Annotated in this window: 15 protein-coding genes; 14 read left to right on the top strand and 1 reads right to left on the bottom strand. The window is 59.6% G+C overall.

All coding sequences use genetic code 11. From position 1 onward, the window contains the following. Positions 1 to 9: 9 nt before the first annotated feature. The 7 genes from Enr8_RS17620 (at position 10) to Enr8_RS17590 (ending at position 5952) form a co-directional block, all read left to right on the top strand. Positions 10 to 747, top strand: coding sequence for a GntR family transcriptional regulator (locus Enr8_RS17620; RefSeq protein WP_146433967.1), 738 nt, complete (start codon positions 10 to 12; stop codon positions 745 to 747). 338 nt (positions 748 to 1085) lie between these two features. Continuing rightward, positions 1086 to 2192 carry a dihydrodipicolinate synthase family protein gene (locus tag Enr8_RS17615; RefSeq protein ID WP_146433965.1) on the top strand — a complete coding sequence of 369 codons (1107 nt, stop codon included), beginning with the start codon at positions 1086 to 1088 and terminating at the stop codon, positions 2190 to 2192. Positions 2193 to 2235: 43 nt separating this feature from the next. Continuing rightward, positions 2236 to 3681: a Gfo/Idh/MocA family protein gene (locus Enr8_RS17610; RefSeq protein ID WP_146433963.1), complete on the top strand. Its 1446-nt coding sequence runs from the start codon at positions 2236 to 2238 to the stop codon at positions 3679 to 3681. 58 nt (positions 3682 to 3739) lie between these two features. After that, positions 3740 to 4675, top strand: a complete 936-nt coding sequence (locus tag Enr8_RS17605; protein ID WP_246120139.1) for a DUF1559 domain-containing protein — start codon at positions 3740 to 3742, stop codon at positions 4673 to 4675. Positions 4676 to 4750: 75 nt separating this feature from the next. Next, positions 4751 to 5176 (top strand): hypothetical protein, encoded by a 426-nt coding sequence (locus tag Enr8_RS17600; protein ID WP_146433959.1) that lies wholly within the window; start codon positions 4751 to 4753, stop codon positions 5174 to 5176. A gap of 179 nt (positions 5177 to 5355) precedes the next feature. After that, positions 5356 to 5589: a hypothetical protein gene (locus tag Enr8_RS17595; protein ID WP_146433957.1), complete on the top strand. Its 234-nt coding sequence runs from the start codon at positions 5356 to 5358 to the stop codon at positions 5587 to 5589. A gap of 15 nt (positions 5590 to 5604) precedes the next feature. Then, positions 5605 to 5952 carry a type II toxin-antitoxin system VapC family toxin gene (locus Enr8_RS17590; RefSeq protein ID WP_146433955.1) on the top strand — a complete coding sequence of 116 codons (348 nt, stop codon included), beginning with the start codon at positions 5605 to 5607 and terminating at the stop codon, positions 5950 to 5952. 14 nt (positions 5953 to 5966) lie between these two features. On the opposite strand, the gene Enr8_RS17585 is transcribed toward Enr8_RS17590, so the two are convergent. Further along, positions 5967 to 7724 (bottom strand): SulP family inorganic anion transporter, encoded by a 1758-nt coding sequence (locus tag Enr8_RS17585; protein ID WP_146433953.1) that lies wholly within the window; start codon positions 7722 to 7724, stop codon positions 5967 to 5969. A 494-nt stretch (positions 7725 to 8218) separates the two neighbouring features. On the opposite strand from Enr8_RS17585, the gene rpmB reads away from it, so the two are divergent. The 7 genes from rpmB to bioA all read left to right on the top strand — a co-directional run bounded on the left by rpmB (position 8219) and on the right by bioA (position 14756). Continuing rightward, positions 8219 to 8497 carry a 50S ribosomal protein L28 gene (rpmB, locus tag Enr8_RS17580; protein WP_146433951.1) on the top strand — a complete coding sequence of 93 codons (279 nt, stop codon included), beginning with the start codon at positions 8219 to 8221 and terminating at the stop codon, positions 8495 to 8497. 48 nt (positions 8498 to 8545) lie between these two features. Continuing rightward, positions 8546 to 8836, top strand: coding sequence for an Asp-tRNA(Asn)/Glu-tRNA(Gln) amidotransferase subunit GatC (gene gatC / locus Enr8_RS17575; RefSeq protein WP_146433949.1), 291 nt, complete (start codon positions 8546 to 8548; stop codon positions 8834 to 8836). Between the two features lie 119 nt (positions 8837 to 8955). Continuing rightward, on the top strand, positions 8956 to 10497 hold the full coding sequence (locus Enr8_RS17570; protein WP_146433947.1) for an Asp-tRNA(Asn)/Glu-tRNA(Gln) amidotransferase subunit GatA: 1542 nt from the start codon (positions 8956 to 8958) through the stop codon (positions 10495 to 10497). Beyond that, entirely contained in the window at positions 10494 to 11969 is a 1476-nt protein-coding gene (gatB, locus tag Enr8_RS17565) for an Asp-tRNA(Asn)/Glu-tRNA(Gln) amidotransferase subunit GatB (protein WP_146433945.1), read from the top strand. The genes Enr8_RS17570 and gatB overlap by 4 nt, the downstream gene beginning before the upstream one ends. An 11-nt stretch (positions 11970 to 11980) precedes the next feature. Then, positions 11981 to 12766, top strand: coding sequence for an SAM hydrolase/SAM-dependent halogenase family protein (locus Enr8_RS17560; protein WP_146433943.1), 786 nt, complete (start codon positions 11981 to 11983; stop codon positions 12764 to 12766). A 116-nt stretch (positions 12767 to 12882) separates the two neighbouring features. Next, complete coding sequence (locus tag Enr8_RS17555; RefSeq protein ID WP_146433941.1) at positions 12883 to 13170, top strand: SAM-dependent chlorinase/fluorinase; 288 nt, start codon at positions 12883 to 12885, stop codon at positions 13168 to 13170. Between the two features lie 224 nt (positions 13171 to 13394). Continuing rightward, complete coding sequence (bioA, locus tag Enr8_RS17550; RefSeq protein WP_146433939.1) at positions 13395 to 14756, top strand: adenosylmethionine--8-amino-7-oxononanoate transaminase; 1362 nt, start codon at positions 13395 to 13397, stop codon at positions 14754 to 14756. Positions 14757 to 14831: the final 75 nt, after the last annotated feature.

The raw sequence follows: 14831 nt of genomic DNA, 5'->3' as shown, positions 1-14831 counted from the left end.
ATATCCAGTATGGAAACTCTCGATGAGTTCGATGACAATGCCCCGACGTCGGTTGGCGACTTGACCAAGCCTCTGCAGCGCGGCGGTTTGCGCTCGCAAGTCAGTCAGCGTTTGGCGATCGCTATCTTTGCTCGGCGATTTCAACCCGGCGAAAAGCTGACCGTTCAGCCATTGGCCGAGCAGTTTGGCGTCAGCCGAACGCCAGTGCGCGAAGCGCTGATGGAGCTTGAGTCGCTAGGCATGGTCGATGTGCTGCCTCACAAAGGGGTGCGGGTGCGCGAGTTCGGCCCGCAAGAGGCCCGCGATCTGTGCCAGGTCCGTAAGATTCTGGAATTGGAAGCGATTCGCTGTGCCTGCGGAACGATTCCGCGGGAACAACTGCTGACGCTGCAGCACGATCTGAAGCAGGTAATCGCCGCCGAGCCGAGCATGATCTCGAGCAAAGAGACGCGGCGGATCGATGCACAACTGCACGGGACGATCGCGTTCTATTGCCAAAATCGGCGGCTGAAAGAAGAGATCGCCCGCTATTCGACGATCTACAAAGCGCTAAGCGACGCTTACTATCTCGAGCTGCAATCGACCGAGCGGTTCGTCCGCCGGGAAGAGAATCTGGAGCATCTGGCCATCATTGAGGCCCTGCTGGCCGAAGATCGCGAAGCCTCGCAACAGGCGCTGGCCAAGCACCTGGATACCTGGCTGGCCGATTACGTGGCCGAGCGATTTGGCGAATCGAACTCGGCCTAGCTGCCTGTTGAAAAATGCCATCGTGGCATTTTCCAACCTCGCCAGGCTCAGAGCGTGGCTCTTCGCGGCTCGCAAAATAACGACTTACGTCGCTATTTTGGGATCGCATCCCTGCGATCACGCAGTCCGTCGAGAAAATCAACGGACTGCTAGGTTCCCTGGTTTTTCATAGAAGCTGTTCTCTGGAGAGTACTTACGAAGATTGTCCCTAATCTTGGCGGGTGGTGTCGATCCGTAAGTTTACGGAATTTTTCGAAGGTTCTACTTGTTCGCCGGTTCCGTGGGTCTTACTGTAATATGCAATATGCAAAATGAATTTCGCGTGATCGAGGAGCTTCATGGCGACCAATCATCTCATCCCCCGCCGAACCATCTTGAAGCAGGCCATCGGAGGAGCATCCGGCCTGATGGCGGCAGCGGCGCTGCCCAATTTGCTGGCGGCTGACGAAACTAGTCCAGAAAAAGTCGCGCCCGATCCGAAGGTTTGCGGGCCATTTCCGATCCTCTCGACCCCTTACGCCGAAGATGGCGAGGTCGACTACGACGTCTTGGCGCAAGAGGCGAAGTTCGTCGCCTGGGCGGGAACGCCCGGCATGATTTGGCCGCAGTCGGGCGACAGCATCGATCTCTTGACCGCTGACGAAAAGCGGAACGGAATGGAGGTGCTGGCCGAAACGACGCGCGGGTCAGCCACAGCGCTGTGTTTGGGCGTTCAGGGAAATGACACCGCCGAGATGCTGCAGTTTGCTGCGCATGCGGAAAAGCTGAACCCGACGGCGATCATCTCGCGACCGCCTGACTCCGGAAAGACCGAAGAGGACCTGCGGCAGTATTGGCGGGCGCTGGCTCAAGTGGCGACCCGACCGGTGATTCTGCAAACGACCGGCGGCGTCGCTTACAAGGGACCGCTACCGTCGCCCAAGTTGATGATCGAATTGGCCGCCGAGTTTCCTCACTTCGGCTACATCAAAGAAGAAGCAGGCGATGTGCTGGAGCGGATGAAAACTTCCTTGGCGGCACGTCCGCCGGTGCGCCGCGTCTTTAGCGCTCGCGGCGGTTTCCATTGGCTGGAAGAATCGCGTCTCGGCTCGGAGGGAGTGATTACCGAGCGGGCCGCCTATGCTGACTTGCTAACGGAAATCTGGAGCCTGCAGCAAAGCGGCGATGATCCCGAAAAGCTGGAGGAGATGTTCGGCAAGTTCATTCAGATGGTCAAAGTGAAGCCGGGCGGCCTACGCGACGCGAACCTGTACATCTGGAAAAAGCGGGGCGTCTTTAAGAATCTCCTCTCGCGCGTCTATGGTCCCAACAAGTCGATCCCAACGACGCCGATCTTGACGGAATTCAAAATGAACAACGAAAAGGTCGCCGAAGTGGAAGCGCGGTTCGCCGCGTTGAAACCGTATCTAAAGGAAGTTTCGCCCGACCTGTCGCAGCCGTCATAGGTTGGTCCGCCGTTCTGTCGCGAAACGAAGTAGGGAATTGGTTATGCATCAGCAAAGTCGCCGTCAGGCGCTCAAGTATCTAGCGGCCAGCGGCGTCGGCGCCTCGTTCGTAATTTCCGGCACGAAATCATCGGGGCAAGTGATCGGAGCCAACGATCGCGTACGGGTCGCGGTCGCAGGAATTAATGGCCGCGGCCAGGTCCACATGCGCGTCTATGGCGGTCTGAAAAACGTTGAGATCGCGTACCTGATCGATCCCGATAGTCGATTGTTCGCTTCACGCCGCGCCGCCGTCAAGCAACAGACCGGCTTTACGCCCAAGTGCGTGCAGGACGTGCGCGAGGCGCTAGAGGATCGGTCGCTCGACGCGGTTTCGATCGCCGCGCCCAATCATTGGCATGCGCTGATGACGATCTGGTCATGCCAGGCCGGCAAAGACGTCTACGTCGAAAAGCCGTGCAGCCATAACATCGTCGAAGGCCAGCGCATGGTGGCGGCGGCCCAGCGGTACGACCGCATCGTGCAACATGGCACGCAGTGGCGCAGCGACCCCAAGTGGCGCGATTACACGGCCGACATTCGCAGCGGTAAGTATGGCAAACTGCAAACGGCCAACATTCAGATCTTTCGGCCGCGGAAAAGTATCGGCATCCGAGCGTCGACCGCCCCGCCGCGTGAGCTGGACTACGACCTGTGGGTTGGCCCGGCGCCGATGAATCCGTACCGAACCAACCTGGTGCACTACCAATGGCACTGGATCTGGGACTATGGCAACGGCGAATTGGGGAATCTCGGTTCGCACGAGTTTGAGATGGTCCGTTGGGCGCTGCCTGAGGGCGCCGCGCCGCAAAGCGTCGTTAGCATCGGCGGCCGCTTTGGCTACGACGATCAGGGGCAAACGCCCAACTCGCAACTGACGGCGTTCGACTTTGGTGAGACGAAGTTGGTTTGCCAACAGCGCGGCCTCGACTACGACAGCCCGATCCGGATGGCGATTGGTTTTCAGACCGACGCGGGCCTGGTTCAAGGGGGCAAGTTCTATCCCCGCGGCAAACAAACAGGCGAGAGCATCGCCAACGCCCCTGCCGACGGTCTGCCCGAGAATAACGGCGTCCGCCATTTCCAGAACTTCATCGATTGCGTTCGCAGTCGCAAGAAAGAGGATCTCGCCAGCGACGTTCTGGATGGTCATCAAACGGCCGTGCTGGCCCACCTGGGGAACACGTCGTATCGCCTGGGCCAGGAAGTTCCGTTCGCCAAATCGCCCGAAGGCCTGGCTGACAATCAACTGGCCGCCGAGTCGTGGGAAGCGATGCAGCGGCACTTGGTCACGCTCGGCGACGTCGACCTGTCGCGCGGCCGCTACCGCCTTGGCCCGACCCTGCGGTTTGACGCCGCCACCGAGACGTTTGTCGACAATGCGGCGGCGAATGCGTTGCGAAGCCGCCCCGATCGGGCCAGATTTGAACTGCCGGAGATACCGAGCTAGCAGCGTCCCCGATTCACGCTCACGATCTGATCTATCTCATCTTCAACGAGGCATGGCCATGTTACGAATTTCTTTGCACAAGCGGCCTGGGTTTACCCTGGTCGAACTGCTGGTAGTGATCGCCATTATTGGCGTCTTGATCGCGTTGCTCTTGCCGGCGGTTCAGCAGGCCCGCGAAGCGGCGCGGCGCATGCAGTGCACCAATCAGCTGAAGCAGGCCGCGCTGGCGCTGCACAACTATGCCGATACGCATCGGAAGCTTCCGGCGGCCGCCTATGACGCCGCCAGCGCCAGCGGCATGAGTCTCTGGGTGCGGCTGGCGCCCTTTATGGAGCAAGGCGCCTTCTATGATCGCTATCGCGATACGGAAAACTGGAACTCGACCAGCAACCTGGACCTGCTGCTCGATGCGCCGATGGAGAGCATTCGCTGCCCCAGTGGCTCGGTTGATCGCTACTCCGGTTCGGTCGCCTCGCGATGCGAGTACTACACCACGCATTATTACGGAATCTTGGGGCCGATCGGAGAGAACGCCGCCAACGGCAACACGGAATACAACTATCTGGATGAAATCCCCGGAGAGATCGCGACCGAAGGAATGTTTACGCTGGCGACCAACGATGTGCGGACCTCGATCGGGTTTGAGGGAATCACCGATGGAACCTCGAACACGCTCGCCTTTGGCGAAATCTGCTGGAACGATTACACCGCGTATCGCGAATACACGCTGGGGATGGTCGACTACGGCGGCTCGACCGGGATGGGGGCGTTCACCTACAAGAGCGTCAAATGGCCGATCAATATCGGCTTGCACAGCACCAGCGCCGTCTACTCGGCCTTCAGCAATAACGGACCATTTGGCAGCCATCATCCCGGCGGGGCCAACTTCGCCTTGGGGGACGGCAGTGTGCGATTCATCCCTGAAACGATCGACATGAGCAACTACCTGGGAATGGCGAGCCGCAATGGCGGCGAGGTGGTCGAAATTCCGTAGTTCGCTCCCCTGCCCCACGACTTGCCAATTCGTGATCCCTGCGACCCCATCTCCTCGTTTGCGAAGGCGCCTCGAATGTCGACGTTTCAAAACTTCCGCCATGCCTGCCGCGTTGCTGCGGCTTGTCTGGCCGTTTCGCTGCTGGCAGCCGGATGCAGCTCGAAAGAAGAGACGCTGCAGACGATCTCGGGTCGAGTTACCTATCAAGGCAACCCGGTACCAATCGGCGTCATCCAGTTTTCGCCCGACGCCGCGGCCGGCAATCAAGGCATGGTCGGGTTTGCGGAGATCAAAGAGGGGAAGTTCAACACGGCGGAAAGCGGCCGCGGCGTTGAGAGCGGCCCGCTGACCGTTTCGATCGACGCCTACTCGATGCAGAACGTCCAGCCCGACATCACCCCGCATGGCAAAGCGCTGGTGATTGGCTACAAGCAGAAGATCACTGTCGAAGCGGGGACGCCGACCGAGCTGGACTTGGAGATCGGGCCGCAGCGGCGGTAGGCAAGGCCGGTGGTCCAATCGAGTCAGCGTCGGCCTTTCGCAACTTTCCAGGAGTATTTTGCCGCTTGGCGCCCTCTATACGGGTCAGCACTCGCTGTAGCATCCCTTTTTTCGTTGACATTTTCCCAGGATAATGATCAAGCTAAAGGTATCCGCCAATTCCTGAAGAGCCGACGGCCATGACCTTAGACATACCAAGTCAATACGAAGCGATCTTGCAAGACGCCGTTTCCAGTGGCGCCTTTGCCGATAAAAAGGCTGCGCTAGTGCACGCCCTGATGTTGCTTAAGGCTGAGCAGCAATCGGCGCCGTCCAAACGTTCGGAAGATTTGGCGGCCAAATTTCGCGACTGGGCGGTAGGTCATTCGGCAGTAAATCACCATGTCGACGACAGTCGCGAATCGATTTACTAGTGAGGCTTCGATTCGATGCCCATTCTCGTCGATACAAGCATTCTTGTTCGGACGTCGCAGCCGAACGCCGTTCATTTTTCGGCCGCGGTCGATGCGACGACGCGATTGCTTACATCGGAACTTCAGGCCTGTATTGTTCCGCAAGTCCTGTATGAGTATTGGGTCGTTGCAACGCGTCCTGCCGCTCAAAATGGCTTAGACTTCTCCGGCGAAAATACGGCTCAAGAACTCGATCGGTTGTTAGAGTTTTTTCATCTCTTGCCGGATGACGACGCCATTTTTGCGAGCCGCGAAGAGCTATGCTCTGAGCCTGGCGAGGTTGAAAAATGCCACGAGGGCATTTTTCAACAGGCAGCTAACTGAGCGACGAGGGCTTGCTACGCCCGCGTCTCTTCCTTCGTCTTCTCCACCTTCAAGATCCGCTCGGTCGTCACGTGGTACTGCGGCTCTTCGGCGTGATTGACCGTGACGATCTTATGGGCCCGGTCGAGCATCTTGCGGCACTCGGGGCTCAGGTGCGTCAGCACCAGGCGTTTGCCGAGTTGGTCGTACTTCTCGGTCAGGCCGGTGATCGCTTCCATGCCTGACTGGTCGTAGACCCGGGTGTAGTAGAAGTCGATCACGACGTCCTCGGGATCGTTCTCCGGATCGAACAGCTTTTTGAAGCTCGTCACCGAGGCGAAGAAGAGCGGCCCATGCAGTTGATAGACCTTGGCGCCTTCCTCGTTGATCTTGATGTCAGCGCCGATGTTCTTGGAGTGCCGCCAGGCGAAGACCAGGGCCGAAACGATCACCCCCAAGATCACCGCCGTCGCCAGGTCGTGCATCACGGCGGTGTAGCCGGCGACGACCAGCATCACAAAATAATCGCTGGCCGGCACTTTGCCGAACATCTGCAGCGACGCCCACTCGAACGTGCCGATCACCACCATGAACATCACGCCAACCAGCGCCGCCATCGGGATCATCTCGATCCAGGGCGCCAAAAACAGCACGAACGCCAACAAGCAGACGGCGGCGGTGACGCCTGAGAGCCGGCCGCGACCGCCCGAGTTCACATTGATGAGCGATTGGCCGATCATCGCACAGCCACCCATACCGCCAAACAGACCGCAGACGACATTGGCGATCCCCTGCCCAACGCACTCGCGGTTGCCGCTACCTTGGGTCTCGGTGATTTCGTCGACCAGGGTCAGCGTCATTAGCGATTCGATCAAGCCGACCGCCGCCAGGACGAACGAGTAGGGCAAGATGATCAGCAGCGTTTCCCAGGTCAGCGGCGGCAGCACGTATTCCAAAAAGAAGAGCCGCGGCAGTCCGCCGGAGATGCCGGTCGTTTCCGGAGTGACGCTCGCCATGGCGGCGGCGACTTCCGGCGTCAGTTCGGCGTTTGCGTCCACAACTGCGGCGCCATGCGCGTCGGTCGCGACGTCGCCGCGGGCCGCGGTCGCCGCTTTGGATTTGGCGTTGGTCAGCAGCATGTCGCCGACCGTCATCACAACATGCTCTTGATTGGGCGCTGTCCAAGATTTGTCGAGCGTCTGGTTAATCGCCACCGAGGCGATCGTGATCAGCAGGAGCGCTGCCAGCGACGAGGGAATCGCCCGGGTGAACTTTGGCAGTTGCCAGATAATCAGCATCGTTACCGCGGTCAGGGCCAACATGATCCACAGGGGCGGACCGCTCAGATAGCTGAGGACGCCCGAGTCGCTGATCGTTTGAAAGCTGCCAAACTGGGCCATGCCGATCACGATCGCCAAGCCATTCACAAACCCCAGCATCACCGAATGGGGCACCATCCGGATCAGCACCCCGAGCCGCGTCAGCCCGAAGGTGATCTGCAGCAGCCCGCACAGGATGACGGCGGGAAACATGTACTCGATGCCGTGGACCGCTACCAGCGATACGACGATCACCGCCATCGCGCCGGTCGCCCCGGAGATCATCCCAGGCCGGCCGCCGAAGATCGCGGTTAGCAGCCCCAGAAAGAAAGCGGAGTAGAGCCCGATCACCGGCGAGACCCCTGCCACGAAGGCGAACGCGACCGCTTCCGGCACCAAGGCCAAAGCGACGGTCAGCCCCGAGAGGAGGTCGTTTTTGATGTTCTGCTGCCGATTTTGGAAAAAATTGAGCATCGGTCGATATTTATGGGTGTGAAGGTCGATCGAGTTCAGCCGCCAGGCTCCTGGGGAGATCTAGCCTGCCGGATGAAGAATGCGAGCAAGAGACAATGGACGCACGCGCTGCCGCTACGGCGGAGAGGGCCGGTCAGAGGAAATCGGAAAGCGACGGTAGCTGTTAGGCGTCATGATCGCCTCAGGCTACTAGGGGGATCTGAAACTCGCAAGGTGGAAAATAATTGCTGTGGAGAATTAATTTCCTTTGCGCGCATTAATCGTGGATTAGTGGTGCCTATCAGCGCATCGGAGCTTCTTTTGCGGCAATTCAGCGGTCGGCTATTGGTGCCTTGGGGGATCAATTCTGGTGATAGCTGCGTCTTCTCTTCCTTAAAACGCCGTACGATTTCTCGCGGCGCCAGCAAACGCCGGTTGCTGATTACCTCGCAATTGCTATATTGGCGGTTTCCGCGCCAATACAAGTGCTCCAATAGAGACAGGATGAAACGGCAATGGCCAAAGCATGTGAAATCTGCGGCAAGGGTCCGCAGGTCGGAAACCAGGTGACTCTCCGTGGTAAAGCGAAGTACCTCGGCGGCGTCGGTACCAAAATCACCGGCATCACCCGTCGCAAGTTCAAGCCGAACCTGCAGACCGTCAAAGCGGTGACTCCGTCGGGTCAGCACAAGTCGATGCAGGTTTGCGCCCAGTGCATCCGCAGCGGCCGCGTGAAGAAGGTCGTTCGCCACAAGCCGTTCAAGTTGCCGTCGGAAGAAAAAGTGGCGAAGTAGGCTCGGTTTCGGAATTCATCTATAGCCTGGACGCTGGAGATTCGTGCGATGAGCCTTTCTCAAAACGACGTCAAAAAGGTGTCGCTATTGGCGCGGCTGCTCCTCACGGAGGAAGAGCTGACGACGATGACTGGGCAGATGAGTGATATCGTCGGTTACGTCGAGCAACTAGGTGAGCTCGACACGACCGACGTCGAACCGATGGCCCACGCGGTTGAACAGTTCAATGTGTTCGCCGCGGATGAGGTCGCCCCTTCCCTGCCGCGCGACGAAGCGCTGGCGAACGCTCCGAAACGGGACGACGAATGTTTTCGCGTCCCGGCCGTCTTGGGCGAATAGTCGCGGCCTGACGCTTTTACCCTGTCGGCCCATGCTTGGCGAAGCGCAGCGCCGGCGGTATGGTGTCGGCAAACGCTTCTTGACGCACCACCACCGAACTCGCGGACTCCGGGAAATCGATGTCTCTGATTCACGCTTCCGCCGCACAACTGCTTACGCAGCTGGAGTCGGGCGAGATTACCTCTGTCGAACTGACCAAGGCCTGCCTGGCCCAGATCGAAGGGGCCGATAAACAGGTTGGCTCGTTCTTGCGGGTCATGACCGACTCTGCCCTGGAGCAAGCCGAAAGCGTTGACGCGCGGCGCAAGAAGGGCGAAAAGCTCGGCCTGCTGGCCGGCGTTCCGGTCGCGATCAAAGACCTGCTCTGCACCAAGGGTGAAGTCACCACCTGTGCGTCGAAGATGCTGGAGAACTTCGTTCCTCCGTACGACGCCACGGTGATCAGCAAGCTGAAGGCGGCCGACGCGGTCTTGATCGGCAAGACCAACATGGACGAGTTCGCCATGGGGGGCTCGACCGAAAACTCGGCCCTCGGCAAGACCCGCAACCCGTGGAACCTCGACTGCGTCCCCGGCGGATCGAGCGGCGGCGCCGCGGCCTGTTTGGCTGCGTCGATGGCCCCGCTTTCGATCGGTACCGACACCGGCGGTTCGATCCGTCAGCCGGCGTCGTTCTGCGGCGTGGTTGGGATGAAGCCGACTTACGGTCTGGTCAGCCGCTACGGCTTGATCGCGTTCGCGAGCAGCCTGGATCAAATCGGCCCGATGGCTCGCACGGCGGAGGATACCGCACTTTTGCTGGAAGCGATCGCCGGCTATGACCCGCACGACTCGACCTCGGCCAACGTGCGGATTCCGGCCTACTCGCAGTCGGTTAAACAGCCGCTGAAGGGTTTACGCCTGGGCATCGTCAAAGAGCACTTCGGCGAAGGGCTCGATAGCGAAGTCGACGCGGCCGTTCAGGAAGCGATCAAGGTTTACAAGTCGCTCGGCGCCACGGTGACCGACATCTCGCTGCCCCACAGCAAGTACGGCATCGCGGTCTACTACATCATCGCCCCGAGTGAAGCTTCGAGTAACCTGGCCCGCTTTGACGGCGCCCACTATGGCCATCGCTGCGATGAAGCGAAGATGCTGGAGCAGTTGGCGAAAGAGCGAGCCGAACTGGAAGCGAAGGGAGACGAGGAAGAGCTGAAGAAGCTCGATACGTCGCTCGTTCGCATGTACCGCCAAAGCCGAGCGGAAGGATTTGGGCCGGAGGTCAAGCGGCGGATTATGCTCGGCACCTACACGCTCAGCGCCGGTTACTACGACGCCTACTATTTGAAGGCGCTCAAGGTTCGCCGCCTGATCAGCAACGACTACGAAACGGCGTTTAAGAACGTCGATCTGCTGATTGGCCCGACCGCACCCACGCCGTCGTTTGCCGCCGGAACGAAAACCGACGATCCGTTGGCGATGTACCTGGGCGACTTGTTCACGGTGACCGCCAACCTGGCTGGCGTCGGCGGGATTTCGATTCCGTGCGGATTCAGCAAGAGCGGCATGCCGATCGGCGTTCAATTGCAAGGACCGCCGCTGGCTGAAGAGCGTCTACTGCAAGCGGCCCATATGTATCAAACCGCGACCGACTGGCACGAGCGGAGACCGGAACTGTCATGAGCGAGTCGCCCTACGAAATCGTCATTGGGCTGGAAGTTCACGTCCAACTAGCGACCAACACCAAGCTCTTCTGCCGCTGCAGCACCAAGTACGGCGCCGCGCCCAACACGCAGACCTGCCCGGTTTGCCTGGCGATGCCGGGAACGCTGCCGGTCATGAATCGTCACGCCTTTGAGCTGGCGATGCAGACCGCCTGTGCGCTGAACCTGGAGATCCCCCGCTTCACCAAGTGGGATCGCAAGAACTACTACTACCCTGACTTGCCGAAGGGTTACCAGATCAGCCAGTTCGATCTGCCGATGTCGCAAAAAGGCTATCTGCTGATCACCGATCCCAAGGGGCAGTTCGAGCCGCGTAAGGTCCGCATCATCCGGGCTCACCTCGAAGAGGACGCCGGCAAGAGCATGCATGACGAAGCGGCCGGCAAAGCTGATAGCCGCATCGACCTGAACCGGACCGGCACGCCGCTGTTGGAGATCGTCAGTGAGCCCGATATGCGTTCGCCGCTCGAAGCGAAGGCGTATCTGACCGAACTGAAGTTGATCTTGGAGTACCTCGGCGTTTCCGACTGCAACATGCAGGAAGGAAGCCTCCGCGTCGACGCCAACGTGAATCTGCATCTGCTGGACGACGACGGCAAGAAGGCCGCAACGCCGATCGTCGAGATCAAAAACATGAACAGCTTCCGCGCCGTCGAGCGAGCGATCGCCTACGAAGCGACGCGGCAGTACGAAGTTTGGCAAGAGACCAAACAGAAGATCGGCCAAGTGCCGAAGCAGACCCGCGGCTGGGACGATCAGGCTCAAGTCACCCGCGGTCAGCGGCACAAAGAAGAGTCGAGCGACTACCGCTACTTCCCCGAGCCTGACCTGGCGCCGGTCACCACGACCGAAGAAGAAGTCGCCGCCGTGATGGCCTCGCTGTGCGAACTGCCGCGGCAGATGCGCGAGCGTTTGGAAGCGGAATACAAGATTCCGGCGTACGACGCGGACGTGATCGTCAACCAAGGTCGCGCGACGGTCGAGTATTACGAAACGCTCGCCAAACTGGGCGGCGACGGCAAACTCGCCAGCAACTGGGTGCAGCAGGAAGTTCTCCGCGTTCAGAAAGAACGGGACCTGGAGATCGGCGGCTTTCCGATTTCGCCGGAGCGCTTGGCCGAACTGATCAAAGCGGTCGCCGGCAAAGAGATTGACGGCACCCGGGCAAAGGACGTTTTCGCCGAGATGCTCGACTCCGACAAGTCGGCCGCCGACGTGATGAAGGAGATGGGGATCGAGAAGGTCGACGACTCGGAACTCGAAAACCTTTGCCGCGAACTGCTCGAGAACAACCCCAAGGTCGTCGCTGACCTGAAGGAAGGAAAAGTCAAAGCGGTCGGCGCTCTCATCGGTCAGGCGAAAAAGAAGAACCCAAATATCGATCCTGGCACATTCCGTCAGATGTGCATCGATATGTCCGCCAGCATGTAAGTGGGGCGACGATGAGGTCGGGGATCATCACGCTGCTCACCGACTTTGGCGCCGATAGTCCTTACGTCGCCGAGATGAAGGGAGCGATCCTCGCGGTTCATCGCTTGGCGACGATCGTTGATCTCACCAACAGCGTCGCGCCGCAGAACATCCGGCAAGGCGCCTATCTGCTCGATCGGACTTGCCGCAGCTTTCCCTACGGGACAGTCCACGTGGGCGTCGTCGATCCCGGCGTCGGTAGCCAGCGGAAGATCATCGCCGCCGAGATCGCGGGACAGTTCTTCGTGCTGCCTGATAATGGTTTGCTGTCGGTCGCCGCCGCCTCTGGCGAGATAACGCAACTACGTGAGGTCGCCAATCCTAAGCTGTGGCGCTCAAGCGTATCGGCCACTTTTCATGGCCGCGATGTGATGGGACCGGTTGGCGCCTATTTGGCCGCTGGCGGTTTGTGGGACGAAGTGGGACCGGCGCTGGCCGAGATCTCGCGGTTCGACCTGCCGGCGGTTTCGCGCAATCCTGGCATGCTGTGCGGCGAGGTGTTGTACGCCGATTCGTTCGGCAATCTGGTGACGAACATTTCTCGCAGCGATGTTGGCGACGCCGAGATCGTCTCGGTCGAGGTCGACGGTCGGGCGGTCGGTCCACTTGTATCGACATATAGCGAGCGAAAAACAGGTTCTCCGGTCGCACTCTACGGCTCCAGCGGCCAGTTGGAAGTCTCTATCGTTGGCGGCGATGCATCCGCTTGGATGGGGGGATCTGGGGCTGTTCAGGTAAAAATCGAAGTTAAGAGTTGACTGCTATTCACTTTACGTGTTGGCCAGACGCTTGGCGAATTCGTGCTATCGGGCTAGAATCGGCCCAGACGCTCTTCACCAAAACTCCACTCTCCCTTCATCTTGAGGCCCGGCCCGTGGCGGCGAAACTAGTCGGCAGCATCACCGCAATTTCGGAATCGGGCGACCTCATTAGCGATATTTCGCACGACCAGCTCGCCGATGCGCCGTGTGACGAAGGGACGACGATCACCTGCGACGAGCATCGAACGCTGGGGATCTATCCGGCCGACCATCAACAGCCCGAGATGACCTACGTGGCGGTCCTGGGCCTCAGCGGCTTTCTCGAACTCTGCATCGTCGGCGAAAGCGCCGCCATGTTTCTCGGCATCCGCCCCGGCGCGAAAGTCGAGATTTCCTGGTAGGTTGGATGGGATCGGAATGGTTTGACGGCGGGTGCCGTTGCCACGTCTTCGTGGCAATGAATGTGCCTCCGTTCTTCGCCAACGGATCGCCCTGCTAATCAGTCTTGGGAAAGTCGTGCGACCGGGCGTCGCCGTTCCGAATTTGGTGACCGCATTCATTGCCACAAAGACGTGGCAACGGCGCCCCCAATTTCAGTCGACATCTTGATTCCCTCTCTCCGGCGATGAATTTAACTCCTGAAGAGCTGCGTCATTGGGACCGTAAAGCCCACTGGCATTCGTTCACGCAAATGTCCGAGTACGAGCCGCTGATCATCGAGCGCGGCGAAGGCTGCATGCTGTACGACATCGACGGCAACGGCTATCTCGACGGCGTCAGCAGTCTCTGGTGCAACACCTTCGGCCACCGCCATCCAAAGCTCGACGCGGCGATTCGCGATCAGCTCGATAAGGTCGCCCATGTCACCAATCTCGGCTGCTCCAGCGTCCCAGCGATCGAACTGACCAAGCGGATCGTAGAGTTGACGCCCGGCGACCTGGATCACGTCTTCTACGCGTGCGACGGTTCGTCGGCGGTCGAAGTGGCGCTGAAGATGGCGTTTCAGTATTGGCAACAGCGAGAAGACCCGCGGCCGAAAAAGACCAGCTACATCGCGTTTCACGAGGCGTATCATGGCGACACGCTCGGCAGTGTCAGTGTGGGCGGCGTCGAGATGTTCCACGACATGTTCCGCCCCCTGCTCTTCTCGGTCCATCGCTTGCCGTCGCCCGATCGTGATCATTTGCCCGATGGCGTGACGGCTGGGACTGCCTGCCAGTATTACCTGGATCAGTTGGAAGCGGTTCTCAAAGAGCATCACGAGACGCTTGCCGCGGTGGTGATCGAGCCGCTCGTGCAAGGCGCCGCCGGCATGCTGGTGCAGCCGAAAGGCTATCTTCGCGGTCTGCGCGAGCTGACGAACAAGTACGACGTGCTGCTGATCTTTGACGAGATCGCCGTTGGCATGGGGCGAACCGGCACGATGTTCGCTTGCGAGCAGGAAGAGGTGACGCCTGACTTTTTGTGTCTGGGCAAAGGGCTGACCGGCGGCTATCTGCCGCTGAGCGTCACCGTGGCGACCACCAAGATCTGGGACGCCTTTCTGGGGACCTACGGCGAACTGAAGACCTTCTTTCACGGGCATACCTTTAGTGGCAATCCCCTGCTCTGCGCGACGGCGCTGGCGACGCTCGATGTGTTTGAAGAGGAGAAAATTCTCGAGCAGCTGCCGGCCAAGATCGCTCATCTCGAAAAACGACTGGCCGAACTGGTTGACCACCCGCACGTCGCCTCGGTGCGGCAATGCGGCCTGATCGTGGGGGTCGAGCTGATCGCCGACAAGGAAACGGGCCAGGAATATCCGTGGACCGAACGCCGCGGCTGGCGAGCCTGTCGGCATGCGACCCAAAATGGGGTCTGGCTCCGTCCGCTGGGCAATGTGGTGGTTATCATGCCTCCCCTGTCGATCACGCTGGAGGAGATCGACAGGATTGTGGATGCCGCGAAAGCGGGGATTGATGCGGCGGTCGCCCCTTGCGGGGAGTGACCATTCGTTAGAACATAAAGAGTTGGTTGCGGCCGCCCAAGCTTTGCGGTTGTCACTCTAGCTGATTTTGACTCT

It is taken from the genome of Blastopirellula retiformator (assembly GCF_007859755.1).
In the GTDB taxonomy this organism is placed as follows: domain Bacteria; phylum Planctomycetota; class Planctomycetia; order Pirellulales; family Pirellulaceae; genus Blastopirellula; species Blastopirellula retiformator.
Note: the sequence above shows the minus strand (reverse complement) of the source record. Positions and strands in the feature narration are given on the sequence as shown.

What these genes read in the sequence shown, in the direction of transcription:
- Enr8_RS17620 (WP_146433967.1), top strand. Translation starts at nt 10, where the DNA reads ATGGAAACTCTCGATGAGTTCGATGACAATGCCCCGACGTCGGTTGGC.
- Enr8_RS17615 (WP_146433965.1), top strand. Translation starts at nt 1,086, where the DNA reads ATGGCGACCAATCATCTCATCCCCCGCCGAACCATCTTGAAGCAGGCC.
- Enr8_RS17610 (WP_146433963.1), top strand. Translation starts at nt 2,236, where the DNA reads ATGCATCAGCAAAGTCGCCGTCAGGCGCTCAAGTATCTAGCGGCCAGC.
- Enr8_RS17605 (WP_246120139.1), top strand. Translation starts at nt 3,740, where the DNA reads ATGTTACGAATTTCTTTGCACAAGCGGCCTGGGTTTACCCTGGTCGAA.
- Enr8_RS17600 (WP_146433959.1), top strand. Translation starts at nt 4,751, where the DNA reads ATGTCGACGTTTCAAAACTTCCGCCATGCCTGCCGCGTTGCTGCGGCT.
- Enr8_RS17595 (WP_146433957.1), top strand. Translation starts at nt 5,356, where the DNA reads ATGACCTTAGACATACCAAGTCAATACGAAGCGATCTTGCAAGACGCC.
- Enr8_RS17590 (WP_146433955.1), top strand. Translation starts at nt 5,605, where the DNA reads ATGCCCATTCTCGTCGATACAAGCATTCTTGTTCGGACGTCGCAGCCG.
- Enr8_RS17585 (WP_146433953.1), bottom strand. Translation starts at nt 7,724, where the DNA reads ATGCTCAATTTTTTCCAAAATCGGCAGCAGAACATCAAAAACGACCTC.
- rpmB (WP_146433951.1), top strand. Translation starts at nt 8,219, where the DNA reads ATGGCCAAAGCATGTGAAATCTGCGGCAAGGGTCCGCAGGTCGGAAAC.
- gatC (WP_146433949.1), top strand. Translation starts at nt 8,546, where the DNA reads ATGAGCCTTTCTCAAAACGACGTCAAAAAGGTGTCGCTATTGGCGCGG.
- Enr8_RS17570 (WP_146433947.1), top strand. Translation starts at nt 8,956, where the DNA reads ATGTCTCTGATTCACGCTTCCGCCGCACAACTGCTTACGCAGCTGGAG.
- gatB (WP_146433945.1), top strand. Translation starts at nt 10,494, where the DNA reads ATGAGCGAGTCGCCCTACGAAATCGTCATTGGGCTGGAAGTTCACGTC.
- Enr8_RS17560 (WP_146433943.1), top strand. Translation starts at nt 11,981, where the DNA reads ATGAGGTCGGGGATCATCACGCTGCTCACCGACTTTGGCGCCGATAGT.
- bioA (WP_146433939.1), top strand. Translation starts at nt 13,395, where the DNA reads ATGAATTTAACTCCTGAAGAGCTGCGTCATTGGGACCGTAAAGCCCAC.